The organism is Aliirhizobium cellulosilyticum (genome assembly GCF_014198105.1).
Lineage (GTDB): Bacteria > Pseudomonadota > Alphaproteobacteria > Rhizobiales > Rhizobiaceae > Neorhizobium > Neorhizobium cellulosilyticum.
Genome location: NZ_JACIGW010000002.1, coordinates 240,583 through 256,873 on the forward strand (window position 1 = coordinate 240,583; position 16,291 = coordinate 256,873).

Annotated in this window: 13 protein-coding genes; 6 read left to right on the forward strand and 7 right to left on the reverse strand. The window is 59.0% G+C overall.

The annotated features are described in order from the left end of the window. Positions 1-64: 64 nt before the first annotated feature. Positions 65-1,081, reverse strand: a complete 1,017-nt coding sequence (locus tag GGE33_RS10110) for an NAD(P)H-quinone oxidoreductase (protein WP_183822849.1) — start codon at positions 1,079-1,081, stop codon at positions 65-67. 78 nt (positions 1,082-1,159) lie between these two features. After that, complete coding sequence (locus GGE33_RS10115; RefSeq protein WP_183822851.1) at positions 1,160-2,965, reverse strand: bifunctional diguanylate cyclase/phosphodiesterase; 1,806 nt, start codon at positions 2,963-2,965, stop codon at positions 1,160-1,162. Positions 2,966-3,513: 548 nt separating this feature from the next. Here GGE33_RS10115 and betC point away from each other — a divergent pair. The 6 genes from betC (at position 3,514) to GGE33_RS10145 (ending at position 10,665) form a co-directional block, all read left to right on the forward strand. Further along, positions 3,514-5,031, forward strand: coding sequence for a choline-sulfatase (gene betC, locus GGE33_RS10120; protein ID WP_183822853.1), 1,518 nt, complete (start codon positions 3,514-3,516; stop codon positions 5,029-5,031). A 16-nt stretch (positions 5,032-5,047) separates the two neighbouring features. Then, the gene (betB, locus tag GGE33_RS10125; RefSeq protein WP_183822855.1) at positions 5,048-6,511 is read left to right on the forward strand and encodes a betaine-aldehyde dehydrogenase; all 1,464 of its coding nucleotides are present in this window, start codon (positions 5,048-5,050) and stop codon (positions 6,509-6,511) included. A 2-nt stretch (positions 6,512-6,513) separates the two neighbouring features. Further along, complete coding sequence (locus tag GGE33_RS10130) at positions 6,514-6,873, forward strand: hypothetical protein (RefSeq protein WP_183822857.1); 360 nt, start codon at positions 6,514-6,516, stop codon at positions 6,871-6,873. A 100-nt stretch (positions 6,874-6,973) separates the two neighbouring features. After that, positions 6,974-8,623, forward strand: coding sequence for a choline dehydrogenase (gene betA / locus GGE33_RS10135; protein WP_183822859.1), 1,650 nt, complete (start codon positions 6,974-6,976; stop codon positions 8,621-8,623). Positions 8,624-8,716: 93 nt separating this feature from the next. After that, positions 8,717-10,276: a S8 family peptidase gene (locus GGE33_RS10140; RefSeq protein ID WP_183822861.1), complete on the forward strand. Its 1,560-nt coding sequence runs from the start codon at positions 8,717-8,719 to the stop codon at positions 10,274-10,276. Positions 10,277-10,305: 29 nt separating this feature from the next. Beyond that, positions 10,306-10,665: a hypothetical protein gene (locus GGE33_RS10145; protein ID WP_183822863.1), complete on the forward strand. Its 360-nt coding sequence runs from the start codon at positions 10,306-10,308 to the stop codon at positions 10,663-10,665. A gap of 54 nt (positions 10,666-10,719) precedes the next feature. Here the strand turns inward: GGE33_RS10145 and GGE33_RS10150 are convergent, their stop codons facing one another. The 5 genes from GGE33_RS10150 to cysT all read right to left on the reverse strand — a co-directional run bounded on the left by GGE33_RS10150 (position 10,720) and on the right by cysT (position 16,226). Next, positions 10,720-12,087 carry a virulence factor family protein gene (locus tag GGE33_RS10150; protein ID WP_183822865.1) on the reverse strand — a complete coding sequence of 456 codons (1,368 nt, stop codon included), beginning with the start codon at positions 12,085-12,087 and terminating at the stop codon, positions 10,720-10,722. Further along, positions 12,084-13,061 carry a GNAT family N-acetyltransferase gene (locus GGE33_RS10155; RefSeq protein ID WP_246435925.1) on the reverse strand — a complete coding sequence of 326 codons (978 nt, stop codon included), beginning with the start codon at positions 13,059-13,061 and terminating at the stop codon, positions 12,084-12,086. Before GGE33_RS10155 ends, GGE33_RS10150 begins: the two co-directional genes overlap by 4 nt. A gap of 404 nt (positions 13,062-13,465) precedes the next feature. Next, on the reverse strand, positions 13,466-14,503 hold the full coding sequence (locus GGE33_RS10160) for a sulfate/molybdate ABC transporter ATP-binding protein (protein ID WP_183822868.1): 1,038 nt from the start codon (positions 14,501-14,503) through the stop codon (positions 13,466-13,468). 12 nt (positions 14,504-14,515) lie between these two features. Beyond that, positions 14,516-15,376 (reverse strand): sulfate ABC transporter permease subunit CysW, encoded by an 861-nt coding sequence (gene cysW, locus GGE33_RS10165; protein WP_148144026.1) that lies wholly within the window; start codon positions 15,374-15,376, stop codon positions 14,516-14,518. Beyond that, positions 15,369-16,226 (reverse strand): sulfate ABC transporter permease subunit CysT, encoded by an 858-nt coding sequence (gene cysT / locus GGE33_RS10170; protein WP_183822870.1) that lies wholly within the window; start codon positions 16,224-16,226, stop codon positions 15,369-15,371. The genes cysW and cysT overlap by 8 nt, the downstream gene beginning before the upstream one ends. Between the last annotated feature and the right edge of the window lie 65 nt (positions 16,227-16,291).

Here is a 16,291-nt window from a genome sequence, read left to right on the forward strand (position 1 = left end):
AGTGCTTTGCAAAATCACCGATCCCGGCTTAGCATTCGCAAGCCTGAACGGGATTGTGATTCCTTCAAGCCACCTTTCCTTCCCCTATCTTCAGAACAATCTTGCCGATATGGCTGCTGGTTTCCATCAGCCTATGGGCATCAGCGACCTGACCGAATTTCAGCACCGAGTGGATTACCGGGGCGATTTCACCCTTTTCCAGAAGCGGCCAGACCTCGGTGACGAGATCATCGCGAATTGCGCGCTTTTCGTCTGCGGTGCGCGGCCGCATGGTCGAGCCGGTCACCGTCAGCCGCTTGACCATGATAGGTCTCAGATCGATGGCGTCGGTCTTGGCTCCCCCTAAGAAAGCTATGATCGACAGACAGCCATCCTTGGCCAGCACGGAGAGATTTTTCTCGAAGTAAGCCGCCCCGATCATGTCGAGCACGACATCGACGCCCTGCCCTCCAGTCTCTGCCTTGATGATTTCGGCAAAGTCTTCCGACTTGTAGTCGATCGCTCTCGTTGCGCCGAGCTTTTCGCAGGCGTCGCATTTCTCCTTAGATCCGGCCGTTGCATAGACGGTTGCGCCAAAGGCCCTGGCAAGCTGGATTGCGGTCGTGCCGATGCCGCTTGAGCCGCCATGGATCAGCACGCTCTCACCCTCGGTCAGGCCGGCCATCTGGAAGAGATTGGCCCAGACAGTGAAGAAGGTTTCCGGCACGGCAGCCGCCTTGACCGCATCATAGCCCTTCGGCCAAGGCAGAGCCTGGCCGGCCGGCACTGCGCAGTATTCGGCATAACCGCCGCCATTCGCCAGTGCGCAGACCTTGTCGCCTACCGAATATTCCGAAACACCTTCTCCGAGAGCCACGACTTCGCCGGCAATCTCCAGCCCGAGGATCGGGCTTGCATCCTTGGGCGCTGGATAATTGCCCTGACGCTGCGCCACATCGGGGCGATTGACGCCCGCTGCCTCGACCTTGACCAGAATTTCGCCGGGACGTGGCTTCGGCAGCGGCCCGCGGGCCACCACCATCACGTCGGGGGAACCGAAGGACGGCAGGTCGATGAAACGCATCTCATTGGGAAGCGGCATAAAAGTCTCCTGTCAGCATGAGACCACTGACTTAGGACACGACCTCTGCCTTAGAAAGGGACCGGTGGATGTGGCCGGTCACTTTGTCTCACCAAAGGACGAGAAGACGAGGCCGCCTTCGCTCTCCTTGGCGGTTGCCTTGACCGATGCGATCTCGACGCTGATGCGGCCGATATCATCGAGAAGCAGGCCCTTGGGCAGCTCCAGAACGCCGATAGAGCAGCGCAACAGCGGGAAGTCCCGTTCGCGGCCCGAGCGGTCATGACCGCGGATCCTGCCGGAGGCTCGTTCTTCTTCGGAATAAAGCTCTATCACATCGCCGTGAAAATCCGACAGCAGGCGCTCGAGGATTTCGTCCAGCTCCTCGCGTGTCCAATCGCGGATGCCGATGAAGAAGTCGTCGCCGCCGATATGGCCAAGGAAGTCACCCTCCGAGAAGAAGTAACGCTTCATCAGCGCGGCAAACAGCGAGATTGCGTGGTCGCCCTTCTGGAAACCGTAGTGATCGTTGAACGGCTTGAAATTGTCGAAGTCGCAATAGCAGAAAAAGCGGCTTTCTTCGTCGTCGCGGCCAGCTTCCTGCATGAAATCGCGTACCGCGCGGTTACCCGGCAGGCTAGTCAGTGGGTTCTGATCCTGCGCGATCTTCAGCTGTTTCTCGTTTACCACCTTGATAAGAGATGCGGCCGAGACGACGCCGGCATAACGCATGTTTTCGGTGAGGATGACACAGGCACTGTTTTCCATGTTGGCAAACAGGCTCATCAGCTCTTCCGCCTCGGCATCCAGCCCGATGATCGGGGCGCGCTCGACGAAGTGAGCGATCGAGCGTTCATAGACCTTGTTCTTCAGAAGGTCGCGACCGAAGGGCTGATAGATGAATTCCTTCAGGTGGTATTCGTTGATGACGCCACGCGGTTCGCCATTGGCGTTCAGGACCGGAAAGAATGCCTGGCGCGGATTGCGGCGGAACAATTCGAATACAGAATCGATCGCGTCATTCTCGAAAACCGTCGGCAGTCTTTCGATCTGCTTGCGGATGAGGATCTCGTCCAGCGACTGGCTGGAACGGCGCGCACGGCCGATATCGGCAAGATGCGGAAAGGCCGGCTGCAGTTCGGTCAGGAAGGTCGTCGGCTTGGCGATGAAATAGCCCTGAACGAGATCGACACCATATTCGCGGCAGGCCAGAAATTCGGATTCCGTCTCGATGCCCTCGGCAATGACCCGGATACCGAGCGTGTGGGCGATGTTGACGATATTCTTGACCAGATGGCGCTTGCGCGGATTGCGGTCGATATCGGACACGAAATGCCGGTCGATCTTCAGGTAGTCGACGGGGAAGTCACAGAGCAGCTTCATCTCGCCGTGACCGACACCGAAATCGTCGATGGCGAGCTTGAAGCCCGCCTTGCGCATATCGGCCACCAGATCGGCAAATTCCGGTACGCTGGTATTGTCGAAGCGTTCGGAGAATTCGAAACAGACCGAAGAAGGTGCGATCTCGGCCGCCCGCAGATGGTGCAGCACTCTTTCGAGGAATTCATACCCCTGACGGATCAGTCGGACATCCAGATTGAGAAAAAGCGTGGCTGACGAATAGTCGGGAAGCGTCGCGAATTTGGCGAGCGCGCGGCCGGACATCATCTGCTCGAGCGCCAGAAGCTGGCCTGCCTGCTGGGCCTCGTCGAGCAATTCCGGCGGAGAGGAAAAGCCGATCCGTTCATGGCCACGCAGCAGGGATTCGTAACCGAAGACCGATCCTGTCGCCACTTCGACAATCGGCTGGAAGGCGTTTTCGAGAACCAGTTTCCCGAGGGTAACAAGCTGGTCGCCTGCATATCGCCGGACAACACCCGGTTCGAGAACAGCCGCAGACGACATACGCATTACTCCACTGCACGAGCGCTTTTCAAAATGCTCGAAAAAAGGCCTTAAATGACGTTGCGCAGGTTGCGGCGCTACCCGTCAACAATCCGTTGCTCCTCTATGAAAATCGCATGAAGGTTTTGTGACGACCTTCCGGTATTTGCTTAAAATTCAATGAATTACGAGGGATCATCCGATGTTTGGACAGTGTGCGGCAAGTGCCGGCGCGGACGTTGCCCAGTCTTGGACAACAGGTCCGACTTTAGGGAAATACCAAGCACTGCCAAGCTGTTAACCGGCCAGCCTGACGCAATGACGAGACCAGCAAATGCCGCGATCACGCTGATGGCAAACGCTACCCGCATTTCCGATGACTATCCAAATCTGCTGCGGCACTTGGTAGCGTCAATCGCGGATCAGACTGCATGATTGAGTGGCCGGGCGCGTTCAATGCGCCCTACGCATTTGGGATAGCGCGTTTCGCAATCATCACTTGATCGAAAACAAGATCGAAAATAACTCCTTACATTGCCATTCCTGCCTACAGAGGTCCTGCCGCGATCATGTACCGCCCGAACTTTCTCATCATCATGGTCGACCAGTTGAATGGCACGCTGTTTCCTGACGGACCAGCGAAGTGGCTGCATGCACCGCACATGAAAGCACTTGCCGCGCGCTCGGCGCGGTTTGCCAACAACTACACGTCCTCGCCGCTCTGTGCCCCTGCCCGCGCATCCTTCATGGCCGGGCAATTGCCGAGCCGGACGCAGGTTTACGACAATGCCGCCGAATATGTCTCGTCGATCCCGACCTATGCGCACCATCTGCGCCGAGCTGGGTATTACACGGCACTTTCGGGAAAGATGCATTTCGTCGGTCCAGACCAGTTGCACGGCTTTGAGGAGCGGCTGACGACCGATATCTATCCGGCCGATTTCGGCTGGACGCCGGACTACCGCAAGCCGGGCGAGCGGATCGACTGGTGGTATCACAATATGGGTTCGGTGACCGGTGCAGGTGTCGCCGAGATTTCCAACCAGATGGAATATGACGATGAAGTGGCGTTTCTGGCCAACCAGAAGCTCTATCATCTGGCGCGCGAAAACGATGACGCCGACCGTCGGCCCTGGGCGCTGACGGTCTCGTTTACCCATCCGCACGACCCTTACGTGGCGCGGAAAAAGTTCTGGGATCTCTATAACGACTGCGAGTATCTGATGCCGGATGTCGGCATGCTGGAGAGCCAGGATCCGCATTCGCAGCGCATCCTGAAATCATGCGATTATGCGAGCTTCGACATTACCGAGGAAAATGTGCGCCGCTCGCGCCAGGCCTATTTCGCCAATATCTCCTATATCGACGAGAAGGTCGGCGAGCTGATCGATACGCTGACCCGCACCCGGATGCTCGACAATACGGTCATCCTGTTCTGTTCCGACCATGGCGACATGCTGGGCGAGCGCGGATTGTGGTTCAAGATGAACTTCTTCGAAGGCTCCGCGCGTGTGCCGCTGATGGTGGCGGGACCGGGCGTTGCCCCTGCCCTGCACAAAGCTCCCGTTTCCAATCTCGACGTGACGCCAACGCTTTGTGACCTTGCCGGGATATCGATCTCCGAGATTGCGCCATGGACGGATGGCGAAAGCCTGAAGCCGGTGATCGATGGCGGTGAACGGACCTCGCCGGTGCTGATGGAATACGCAGCCGAAGCGTCCTACGCGCCGCTCGTCGGCATTCGCGAGGGCAAGTGGAAATATATCCATTGCGAACTCGATCCAGAGCAGCTTTTCGATCTCGAAGCCGATCCGAAGGAGCTCACGAACCTTGCGGGCGACCCGGCTCATGCCGAGGTTCTTGAAGGATTTCGCGCCAAGCGGGATGCCAAATGGGACATGGCGAAATTCGACGCCGCCGTGCGCGAAAGCCAGGCGCGGCGATGGGTGGTGTATGAAGCGCTGCGCAACGGCGCCTATTATCCGTGGGATCACCAGCCTTTGCAGAAGGCCTCCGAGCGCTACATGCGCAACCACATGAACCTCGACAATCTGGAAGAGTCCAAGCGTTATCCCCGTGGGGAGTGAGGACGGAGACAAGAGAATGAAAGCACAGCCGAAAGCCAGCCACTTCATCGACGGCGAATATGTGGAGGATACCGCAGGCAGCGTCATCGAGAGCCTTTACCCCGCCACCGGCGAGGTGATCGCAAGGCTGCATGCGGCAACGCCGGCGATTGTCGAAAAGGCGATCGCAGCGGCCAAACGCGCCCAGCCCGAATGGGCGGCAATTAGCCCGACGGCGCGCGGCCGAATCCTCAAGCGTGCCGCCGAAATCATGCGCGAGAGGAACCGCGAGCTTTCGGAACTCGAAACGCTCGATACCGGCAAGCCGATCCAGGAAACGATCGTCGCCGACCCGACTTCGGGGGCCGACAGTTTCGAATTTTTCGGCGGCGTGATCGCTGCGGGCATGAACGGCCAGTATATCCCGCTCGGCGGTGACTTTGCCTATACGAAACGAGTACCGCTCGGCGTCTGCGTCGGTATCGGCGCCTGGAACTATCCGCAGCAGATTGCCTGCTGGAAGGGTGCGCCGGCGCTTGCCGCCGGCAACGCGATGGTGTTCAAGCCGTCGGAAAACACGCCGCTCGGTGCACTGAAGATTGCCGAAATCCTGATCGAAGCCGGGCTTCCCAAGGGGCTCTACAACGTCATCCAGGGTGATCGGACAACCGGGCCGCTTCTGGTCAACCATCCGGATGTCGCCAAGGTTTCACTCACGGGCTCTGTGCCGACCGGGCGCAAGGTGGCGGCGGCAGCCGCCGGCCAACTCAAGCATGTGACGATGGAGCTTGGCGGGAAATCACCGCTGATCGTGTTCGACGATGCGGATATCGACAGCGCCATCGGCGGGGCTATGCTCGGCAATTTCTATTCCACGGGACAGGTCTGCTCCAACGGCACCCGCGTCTTCGTGCAACGCAAGGTGAAGGACCAGTTCCTGTCGCGGCTGAAAGAGCGGACGGAAAAGATCACCATCGGCGAGCCTATGGATGAGGCGACGCAGATGGGGCCGCTGATCTCTTTCGACCAGCGCCAGAAGGTCTTGAGCTATATCGACAAGGGCAAGGCCGAAGGCGCGACGCTTCTGACCGGCGGCGGCATTCCGAACGACGTGACGGGCGAAGGCTACTACATCCAGCCGACCGTGTTTGCCGATGTGACCGACGAGATGACCATTGCGCGGGAAGAGATTTTCGGCCCGGTGATGTGCGTGCTGGACTTCGACGACGAGGACGAGGTGATCGCGCGGGCGAACGCCACTGAATTCGGCCTGTCGGCGGGGGTATTCACCGCCGACCTTTCGCGCGGGCACCGGGTGGTGGACCAACTTGAGGCCGGGACCTTGTGGATCAACACCTACAATCTCTGCCCGGTGGAAATTCCCTTTGGTGGATCGAAACAGTCCGGTTTCGGACGGGAAAACTCGCTTGCGGCGCTTGAGCATTATTCCGAGCTGAAGACGGTCTATGTGGGAATGGGCAAAGTCGAGGCGCCGTATTGAGGGTGAAGCCGTTAGTCGAAATGGGCGTCGCGTGCGCGCTTTATCTGTCTCCAACGCTCGAAGATGAAGAAAGTGCAAGCGGCGAAAGCAGCAACGCAAATGATCAGATTTATCCCGAAGCGCAAATGCACCAAAGTCCCGACAAACATGCCGATGCCGACGAAAAACATGCGCGCGTGATGCACCATGCAACGAGCGAACGGTTGCCGGTTTTCCCGGCGATCTCGATAAGTGTTGGATATACCTTTGCTGAGGCGTGTTCGGTTGCGCTCCTCTTCGAGCCTTTCACTGTGGCCACGCGCGAGCTTCGCAAGGAGCTTCTTGGTAAAGTGCTTATTTTCCATCGGTCACGCGCCGCCTAAACGATATCGCTACCAAAGAAATAAGACATCGGAACTCAACTGAGAACTGCATCCAGCTAAAATTCACCGAGATACCTAATAGATCGGATCAGAGACACTCATGCAGGCAGATTTCGTCATCATCGGTTCCGGCTCGGCAGGATCTGCCATGGCTTACCGCCTCTCGGAGGATGGCAGGCATTCGGTGATCGTGATCGAGGCGGGTGGGTCGGACTATGGCCCGTTCATCCAGATGCCGGCAGCCCTTGCGTGGCCGATGAGCATGAAGCGGTACAATTGGGGCTATCTTTCCGAACCCGAGCCGAACCTCAACAACCGCCGCATCACCGCGCCGCGCGGCAAGGTTCTGGGCGGTTCATCCTCGATCAACGGGCTGGTTTATGTGCGCGGCCATGCGGAGGATTACAACCGCTGGGAGGAGCTTGGCGCGCGCGGCTGGTCATATGCCGACGTGCTACCCTATTTCAAGCGGATGGAGCACAGCCATGGGGGAGAAGAAGGCTGGCGTGGTACCGACGGGCCTTTGCATGTGCAGCGCGGGCCAGTGAAGAACCCGCTCTTTCATGCCTTCATCCGGGCGGGTGCCGAGGCAGGCTTCGAAACGACCGAGGATTATAACGGCTCGAAACAGGAGGGTTTCGGGCTGATGGAACAGACGATCCATCAGGGCCGCCGTTGGTCTGCCGCCAATGCCTATCTGCGGCCAGCGATGAAGCGGAAGAATGTCGAGATCGTCTATGGTCTGGCGCAAAAGATCGTCATCGAGAATGGACGGGCGACCGGTGTCGAGGTGTTACGGCGCGGCGTGCCGGAGATCGTTAAAGCCAATCGCGAGGTGATCGTGGCAGCCTCGTCCTTCAACTCGCCCAAGCTTCTGATGCTGTCAGGCATCGGGCCGGCGGCGCACTTGAAGGACATGGGGATCGAGGTGAAGGCTGATCGGCCAGGCGTCGGCGCAAATCTGCAGGACCATATGGAATTCTATTTCCAGCAGGTCTCGACCAAGCCGGTTTCGCTCTACTCCTGGCTGCCGTGGTTCTGGCAGGGGGTGGCGGGGGCGCAATGGGTGCTGTCCAAGGGTGGCCTTGGCGCCTCCAACCAGTTCGAAGCCTGCGCCTTCCTGCGCTCGCAAGCCGGGTTGAAGCAGCCGGATATCCAGTATCATTTCCTGCCGGTGGCGATTTCCTACGACGGGAAAGCTGCCGCCAAGAGCCACGGCTTTCAGGCGCATGTCGGCTACAATCTTTCCAAATCGCGGGGCAACGTAACCCTTCGTTCGGCGGATCCGAAGGATGATCCGGTCATTCGCTTCAACTACATGAGCCATGAGGAAGACTGGATCAAATTCCGCCATTGCGTGCGGCTGACGCGTGAAATTTTCAACCAGAAAGCATTCGACGACTATCGCGGACCGGAAATCCAGCCCGGTGAAAACCTGCAGTCGGATGACGAGATCGACGCTTTCCTGCGCGAGCATCTGGAAAGCGCCTACCATCCCTGCGGCACCTGCCGGATGGGAAGCGCCGACGACCGACAAGCTGTCGTCGATGCGGAATGTCGCGTCATCGGAGTGGAAGGTTTGAGGGTCGCGGACAGTTCGATCTTCCCGCACATCACATATGGCAATCTCAACGGGCCTTCGATCATGACCGGCGAGAAGGCGGCAGATCATATCCTCGGAAAAGTCCCCCTGCCCCGGAGCAATCAAGAGCCCTGGGTCAATCCGCGGGCAGCACTCAGCGACCGCTGATGCAACCTGCCTCACCCTTTGGTTGCGCAGGAAATTGTTGCAATCTTAAATAGCGATAATATTCTCGCCTCAGTCAAAAGTTGGGGGCGAATCATGATGAGCAGGATCCTGGCGCTGGCGCCGGAAGAGTTTGTGCGTGCGCTTGCAAAGCAGTCGTCCGTCTGGCGCGGAAGCGGCGGTTTTGCAGGAAAACGCCACCGGCGAGATCTGAGAAGGCGCTGGATCCGCCTTTACAAGAACAAGCGCGGCATCCAGTCGCTTGCCCGGTACAGCCGCCCGGAGATTGGTGGGCTTACTGCGGATATCGAGGTGTCGCCCAAATCGTCCGTGATCATTCTCCTTCCGGACAATCGCTATCTGGACGAACAGAGCGACAAGGCCGGTCCGGGTTCCGAGAACAAAATCATCTTGCCGCAAACGAGCCAGACGGATTCCCGCAAACAATTGCGGCGGCTGATGCATGTGGCGATGACGTCCCGATCGCAAACGACACTGGATCTCATCAACGCCTCCAACACCTATCGGCAGGCTCTGCCCGCGGTTGCGCGGGTTAGCCGCGGCGAGCGACTGTTTCTGCGCGGGGTCTATCTCGAAGCGCTGGGAGCGGTGATCCTGCCTCGACTGGAACAGCCGATGATCGATATCCTCGAGGAACAGGGCGTCGAGGTCGTTCCAAAATCGGAAATCCTGGTGCATCCGCCGGAGATCCGGGAGTTGCAAACTTCACCCGACTTCTGGCACCGTCGCATTCTTCCCAATCGAGGCGAGCTTCCCCAGGCATACCGGGGCAACGGCATCTCCATCGGCCTTCTGGACACAGGCATCGATGTCGATCATCCTGAATTTTCACACAGGAAAGGCGACCATATCGTCTACCGGCAGTTCGACCTCAACGGCGTCGAAGTGCCGGGCGCAAGCCCGCGGGATTTCGGCAGCCACGGAACACATGTGGCAGGCATATGCGCCGGCCAGAACGCCGGCATATCACCGCAGGTCCATCTCTCGGTTGCGGCCGTGCTGACGGAGCAGTCGGAGAACGGGGGATTGCGAGGTTACTTTGCGCAGTTGCTTGGCGGCCTGAACTGGCTCGTCAACGAAGCAGGCCCTCAAGGCGACGGCGTCCAGATCGTCAACGCATCGCTCGGCACACGAAACCTGACCCGAGAGGATATCAGCAGCCTTTACAAGGCGATCGGCAACGCTGCAGACCAGGGCGCGGTGGTCGTGGCGGCAATCGGCAACAACGGCAACCTGGGTATGGGCAACCATTGCTTTCCCGCCAAGCTTGAGCATGTCGTCGCCGTCGGGGCGATCGACAGGGACGATCGTGTCGCCGCCTTCAGCGACTGGGGGTATTCCTACGGCGATACAGCGCGGCAAGCCCCGAGCAAACCGAATATCGTAGGACCGGGCGTGGATATACACAGTGCTCTGGCCGGCGGCGGCTACGCCTCCATGAACGGCAGCTCGCTCTCGGCGCCATGTATTTCATCAGCTCTGGCGCTCATTCTTGAGAAGTATCCGGAACTCACCGGCCAGCCTCGACGTTTGACGGAAACGCTGATGGAGTTTACTAGATGTAATCAAAATTGGGCCAATATTGTCCCAAGAGTGGGGCGTGGCTGCATTGACCTGGAAGGCCTGCTGCCATGACGCCGGCTCTTCCATCGAAAGGACTGACCATGCTGAATGCCAGAGTCAGGAATATCGTTTCGAGCTCGTCGCCGCAGGACTCGATCGTTTTCATCGTCGAAGTGAATGCCGATCAGGAAATGTCTCAGGCCCGAGAGATATCGGATATCATGGCCCGCAAGGCGGCCTTGCGGGACGTTTCGTTGCGCGCTAAGGCACCGGTCATTGACGCCTTGAATGCCTATGAGCCCCTCGGACTGAAAGTCGTCAACCCCATGAACGGTTCGCTGCAATTGATCGCCCAGGGACCCGCAGCCGCCTGGGAACAGGCGATCGGCGAACATTCGGACCTGTTCGACGGAAAGCAGGTCGATCTCCTGCCCAACGAAGCAAGCTTCGCGGCGATCTAAAGCACGCCGCGATCTTTCCGTTTCGCTTGCCGTGGCAACAACCGAATTTCACTGTCACATCACTGATAGAAGCTGGCTCAGTCGATCAATGATGAGTTGATTGAGTGCGCGGTAATCTCCGTCGAAATGATGACCACCCTTGCGCGGGTGTATGTCGACACCCGGGATTTCACCCACATCCGGGCAGGCCGTATCTTCTTCCTCAAGCCCATAGACGCACTGGATCTTAAGAGGCTCGATCGCTCTTAAGTCATCCACCGGGTCACCATGCTTGCCGGCACCGGCATAACCGAGCCATCCGGTGACGGCGATTTCGAAATCGGCCTGATGCGACAGTGCCAGCAGCGACATGAGACGAACTGCCTCCTGGTCATCTTTCGCCAACAGCCGGTAAGTGGCGGGCAGAATGTTGGCGCCGAAGGAATAGCCGATCAGAACGACATTCTCGACATTCCAGCGCTGGCGGTAGGTGGCGATGATGCGGGAAAGGTCGGCTGCCGTCTGTGCCGGCGTCTTTTCGTTCCAGAAATAGCGCAGGGCATCGACGCCGACGACCGGGATTCCCTCGTCCTTCAGATATGCCGCGAGTTTCTGGTCGATATCACGCCAGCCGCCGTCACCGGAATAGATGATCGCCATCGTATTGCGGCGCGGCGCGGCCTCGATCGGCACAATCGGAAGGTCCAGCGGAGAACCGGTGGCCTCAGCGGCTGTCATCACGCTGCGTGAAACTGCAAGCAAAGCTTCCTCGGAAGCCTCGTCATCCGCAGTCACCTCGATGTCGGGGTGGGTGCGTTTCAGATCTTCGACATGCTCGCGCCCCGCCTTTGCGGCTTCGGGCGTGAATACGACGTCGATATCGTTCGGCAGCTCGCCTTCGGTCAGGCCATAGCGCATACCGCCATCGACCTGATTTTTCGGCGCCGGCGTGCAGAGTATTTTCGACAGGGCGATCGACGGATCCGGGTCGACCGCCAGCGTCGCGCCGATGGTGGAGAACGGTGTCTGGGCGGCAATCGCCAGAGCCAGCGATCCGCCGGCGCCGATGCCTGCCACCAGCGGAGCGCGATAGGTCGTCATGTCCCGATCGCGATGGATCTGGCGGCTCAGTTCCTCGATATCGGAGACGAGATAGAGGCAGTCCCGCTTCTCTTCGCCAAGCCCGGCATAATAGTCGGGCAGATCGACGCCGACGACTACAGCACCATCGGCTGTCAGCGCATCCGACATGCGGTCTTCTTCGCGGCCCCAGCCATCGGCGTCCGACAGAAGCACGACGATGCCTTTTTCCTGCACCTGCGGATCGCTGATGCGGGAGGTCGGCAGGCTGACGATTTCATTCTGAGCGAACTGCATGTGATAGAGTTCAACGGCACCGGCAACCAGCGTGAGCGCTGCAACGATAACCGGCAAAGCCCTCATCTGCGCAAAATCCCGCGCAACCCGCCGCCGATCAGCATCGTTACATCGAAGATGGAAGCGAGCGGAAGACCGCGGCCCGAAACGACGAGATAACGCGGCTGCCAGACCGGATCGAACTTCGACTTGAAAGCCTGCACGCCGCGGAAATTATAGAAACGCTCGCCGAATTCGAAGATCTCCCGGCCGAGCCGGTTCCACAGCGGCGCGTAGTGATGATCCGCCAGGCCCGCGAGAGGGGCCATGCCGAGATTGAGCGTGCGGAAACCCCGCGCCTTCATATGCTCCATGATGCGCACGAAGAGCAGATCCATCATGCCGCGATGCGTCTCGGGAATGTGACGCATAAGGTCGATGAAGGCATCGCCATGCTGGCCGGCTTCGAGAATGTTTGCGAAAGCGACGATGCGCCCTTCCAAGCGGATGATCGCCACCGGGCATGCCTTGACATAGGCGAGGTCGAATGTGCCGAGCGAAAAACCCTTCTCCGAGGCGTTGTGCGAGGCCAGCCAGGCACGCGAAACCGAGAGCAGCTCGTCTATGACCTCGGGCACCTCATCGGGTGAAAGCATGGAGAATTCCAGCCCGTCGCGTTCGGCGCGATTGATCGAGCGGCGCAGTTTCAGCCAGGCACCGCCCTTGAGGTCGAAACGGGTCAGGTCTACCACTGCCTGCTCGCCGAGCTTGTACGGACGCAGGCCGCAATCAAAGGCGTGCGGCAGGAAAGCTTTCGAAACCTGATAGAAGACCGGTCGGCTGCCTTGATGACGCGCCGTCGCCATGAACTTTTCAAGCAGGTTTGGCCACAGTTCCTGCGGGCCGACAGGATCGAACAGCGCGACCAGCGAGTGGCCGTGCCGGGCATACATGACAAACGCCTGCTCGCAATCGGAAAACAGGATCTGCTTGTCTCCAAGCCGGACAAGGCCAGCGCTGGCATTCGGCTGGTTTGCAAGGATGGCCAGCGCCTTCGCCATATCTTCCGGCGGAGGGCCTTGCCGAAGGGTGCGCCCTCTGGATTGCGCTTGGCCAGCGCCACGCAAAAAGCGCCCGAACAATGGCTGACGAGATGCCGAAACTGTATCGACTACAGCTGGGGATAGCAGCTCATGCTGCTTCGGTTGGCAGGTTTCATCGACATGAGCCGACATTTTAAGCCTATTAAAGACGTTGAACCGCAATTGCCTTAGCGTATTTGTATTTATCGAATCTTACGCCTTAAAGATGTAGCGGCTGCGACACATGAGCCGGATATACAAACCGATGCGGGCAAGACGACAGACGAAGCTTGGATGGAATAGTATTCCAGCCTCTCCTTGATCTTCGGACAGGGCTGGAACATCAACAAGCTCACGGACTCCGAGCGTAAACCGTCCGGCAGTTACTTGGTAAAGATCTTCCAGCGGGTCGGGCGGAAACGGGCTTCCGAACCAAGCTCGATCGGAGCATGCAATGGCACCTCCACTTCGACATGGAACGGATCGTGGCCGTTGTTGGCGATGTCGATCTCGGCAATACGGGTGCCGGCGAGACGGCGACAGGCAGTAACCTTGCCGAACAATGCGTCCTTCTCGTCGGTCAGGACCACGTCTTCCGGGCGGAAGAACAGGTCTCCGGCCGCATCGGTCTTTTCCGAAATGCCGATCGGCTCGCCCTGGAACAGAACCGTACCATTCTTCACCTCGACCGGCAGATGCGAGGATTCGCCGATGAAGGAGAAGACGAAAGGCGACTGCGGGCGGTCGTAGACATCATCCGCTGAACCGACCTGCTCGATCTTGCCCTGGCTCATCACGACAACACGGTCGGCAAGTTCAAGCGCTTCTTCCTGGTCGTGGGTGACGAACACGGTCGTGTGGCCGGTGCGGTCGTGGAATTCGCGCAGCCAGCGGCGCAGTTCCTTCCTGACCTTGGCATCGAGCGCGCCGAAAGGCTCGTCGAGCAGAAGGATGCGGGGTTCGATCGCCATGGCACGGGCAAGCGCCACGCGCTGGCGCTGACCGCCGGAAAGCTGGTTGGGATAGCGATTTTCAAGACCCGAGAGCTGCACCATGTCGAGCAGGTCGGAAACCCGCTTTTTGATCTCGCTTTTCGGCGGGCGGCTGGCGGACGGACGGACCTTGAGTCCGAAGCCGATATTCTGTGCCACGGTCATGTGACGGAACAGCGCGTAATGCTGGAAAACGAAGCCGACATTTCGCTCCTGGACCGAATGGCGGGAGGCATCTTCCTCACCAAAGAAAATCTGGCCGGCAGTCGGGAAATCCAGGCCGGCGATCAGGCGAAGCAGTGTCGTCTTGCCGGAACCGGACGGGCCGAGCAGCGCGATCAATTCACCCGAAGCGATATTGAGCGATACGTCATTCAGCGCGGCGAAACGGTCGAATTCCTTGCGGATATTGTTGATTTTGACTTCCATACGCGGGGTATCCTAGTGCCGGCCGCCGGCGGCGCCGGCACCGAACCGAAGTTCGAGAAAGGTTTTCAAAGCGAGCGTGACGAGTGCCAGAAGAGCCAGCAGGGATGCCACCGCAAAGGCGGCGACCATGTTGTACTCATTATAGAGGATCTCGACATGCAGCGGCATGGTGTTGGTGAGGCCGCGGATACGGCCGGAAACGACTGAGACGGCGCCGAACTCACCCATAGCGCGGGCGTTACAGAGCAGCACGCCGTAAAGTAGGCCCCATTTGATATTGGGCAGCGTCACATACCAGAACGTCTGCCAGCCGGACGCGCCCAGAGACAGTGCCGCCTCCTCATCGCCGGTGCCCTGGTCCTGCATCAGCGGGATCAGTTCGCGCGCAACAAAGGGGAAGGTGACGAAGACGGTCGCAAGCACGATGCCGGGCACGGCAAACAGGATCTCGATGCCATAGCTTTTCAGCCAGGGGCCGAGAAGGCTGCCGCTGCCAAAGAGAAGAACATAGACCAGACCGGAGATGACCGGCGAGATCGAAAACGGCAGATCGATCAGGGTGATCAGAAACGCCTTGCCCTTGAACTCGAACTTGGCGATCGCCCAGGAGGCGGCCAGACCGAAGACGAGATTGAGTGGCACGGCGATGGCAGCCACGATCAGAGTCAGCCGGATCGCTGCCCAGGCATCGGGTTCCAGCAACGCCTCCTCGTAGGTGACCCATCCTTCGCGAAAGGCTTCGTAGAAAACCGACACAAGCGGGAGGAACAGGAAGAAGGCGAGGAAGACGAGCGTCAGGGCGACGAGGATCAGCTTGGTGGAGAAGCTTTCGTCAGCCGGGTTACGGAAGGAGATACGGCGATTATCAGACATTGCCATATCTCCTGCGGCTCCAGGCCTGGATGAGGTTGATCACCAGAAGCATGGCAAAGGAGATCAGAAGCATGATCGTGGCGATGGCGGTCGCGCCGGCATAGTTGAATTCTTCCAGCCGGATGACGATCAGCAGCGGTGCGATTTCAGACACGTAAGGGATGTTACCGGCGATGAAGATGACCGAGCCGTATTCTCCGACACCGCGCGCGAAGGCGAGCGCAAAGCCTGTGAGAAGGGCTGGCGTAAGACCGGGCAGAAGCACGTTGAAGATCGTCTGGAACCGGTTGGCGCCAAGCGTGGCAGCCGCCTCTTCCACCTCCTTGTCGATCTCTTCCATGATCGGCTGCACGGTGCGCACGACGAAGGGAAGACCGATGAAGATCAGCGCGATGACGATGCCGATCGGCGTGAAAGCGATGCGGAAGGGCATGAACAGCGAGCCGATCCAGCCATTCGGCGCATAAAGCGAGGCAAACGCGATACCGGCAACAGCCGTCGGAAGGGCGAAGGGCAGATCGACCATCGCATCGATCAGCCGGCGCCCGGGAAACCGATAACGGGTGAGCACCCAGGCGAGCAGCGTGCCGAAGACGACATTGATCACTGCCGCGATAAAGGCCGTGCCGAAGGATACATAAAGAGCCCGGATCGTCCGTTCATCGGAGAAGATGGCAAAAAAGCCCGACCAGCCGAGTTCGGCCGTGCGCCAGAGCAGGCCGGCGATGGGGATGAGAATGATCAGCGACAGGTAGGCGAGCGAAAAGCCGAGCGTCAACCCGAAACCCGGGATGATGCTCGGCTGTTTCAATCTCCAGCCCGCCGTGGAAACGGTAGCGGATGCGGTCATGCTTGGTTCCGAATTCTACGTTCAGGCCCGACATGGCAACGGTGCGGCAACAAACTACCGCACCG

Excerpts from the sequence above, each read along its gene's own strand:
- GGE33_RS10160 (WP_183822868.1), bottom strand. The coding sequence starts at position 14,503 with ATGGAAGTCAAAATCAACAATATCCGCAAGGAATTCGACCGTTTCGCC.
- betC (WP_183822853.1), top strand. The coding sequence starts at position 3,514 with ATGTACCGCCCGAACTTTCTCATCATCATGGTCGACCAGTTGAATGGC.
- GGE33_RS10155 (WP_246435925.1), bottom strand. The coding sequence starts at position 13,061 with ATGGCGAAGGCGCTGGCCATCCTTGCAAACCAGCCGAATGCCAGCGCT.
- cysT (WP_183822870.1), bottom strand. The coding sequence starts at position 16,226 with ATGACCGCATCCGCTACCGTTTCCACGGCGGGCTGGAGATTGAAACAG.
- betA (WP_183822859.1), top strand. The coding sequence starts at position 6,974 with ATGCAGGCAGATTTCGTCATCATCGGTTCCGGCTCGGCAGGATCTGCC.
- GGE33_RS10145 (WP_183822863.1), top strand. The coding sequence starts at position 10,306 with ATGCTGAATGCCAGAGTCAGGAATATCGTTTCGAGCTCGTCGCCGCAG.
- betB (WP_183822855.1), top strand. The coding sequence starts at position 5,048 with ATGAAAGCACAGCCGAAAGCCAGCCACTTCATCGACGGCGAATATGTG.
- GGE33_RS10110 (WP_183822849.1), bottom strand. The coding sequence starts at position 1,081 with ATGCCGCTTCCCAATGAGATGCGTTTCATCGACCTGCCGTCCTTCGGT.
- GGE33_RS10140 (WP_183822861.1), top strand. The coding sequence starts at position 8,717 with ATGATGAGCAGGATCCTGGCGCTGGCGCCGGAAGAGTTTGTGCGTGCG.
- GGE33_RS10115 (WP_183822851.1), bottom strand. The coding sequence starts at position 2,965 with ATGTCGTCTGCGGCTGTTCTCGAACCGGGTGTTGTCCGGCGATATGCA.
- GGE33_RS10150 (WP_183822865.1), bottom strand. The coding sequence starts at position 12,087 with ATGAGGGCTTTGCCGGTTATCGTTGCAGCGCTCACGCTGGTTGCCGGT.
- cysW (WP_148144026.1), bottom strand. The coding sequence starts at position 15,376 with ATGTCTGATAATCGCCGTATCTCCTTCCGTAACCCGGCTGACGAAAGC.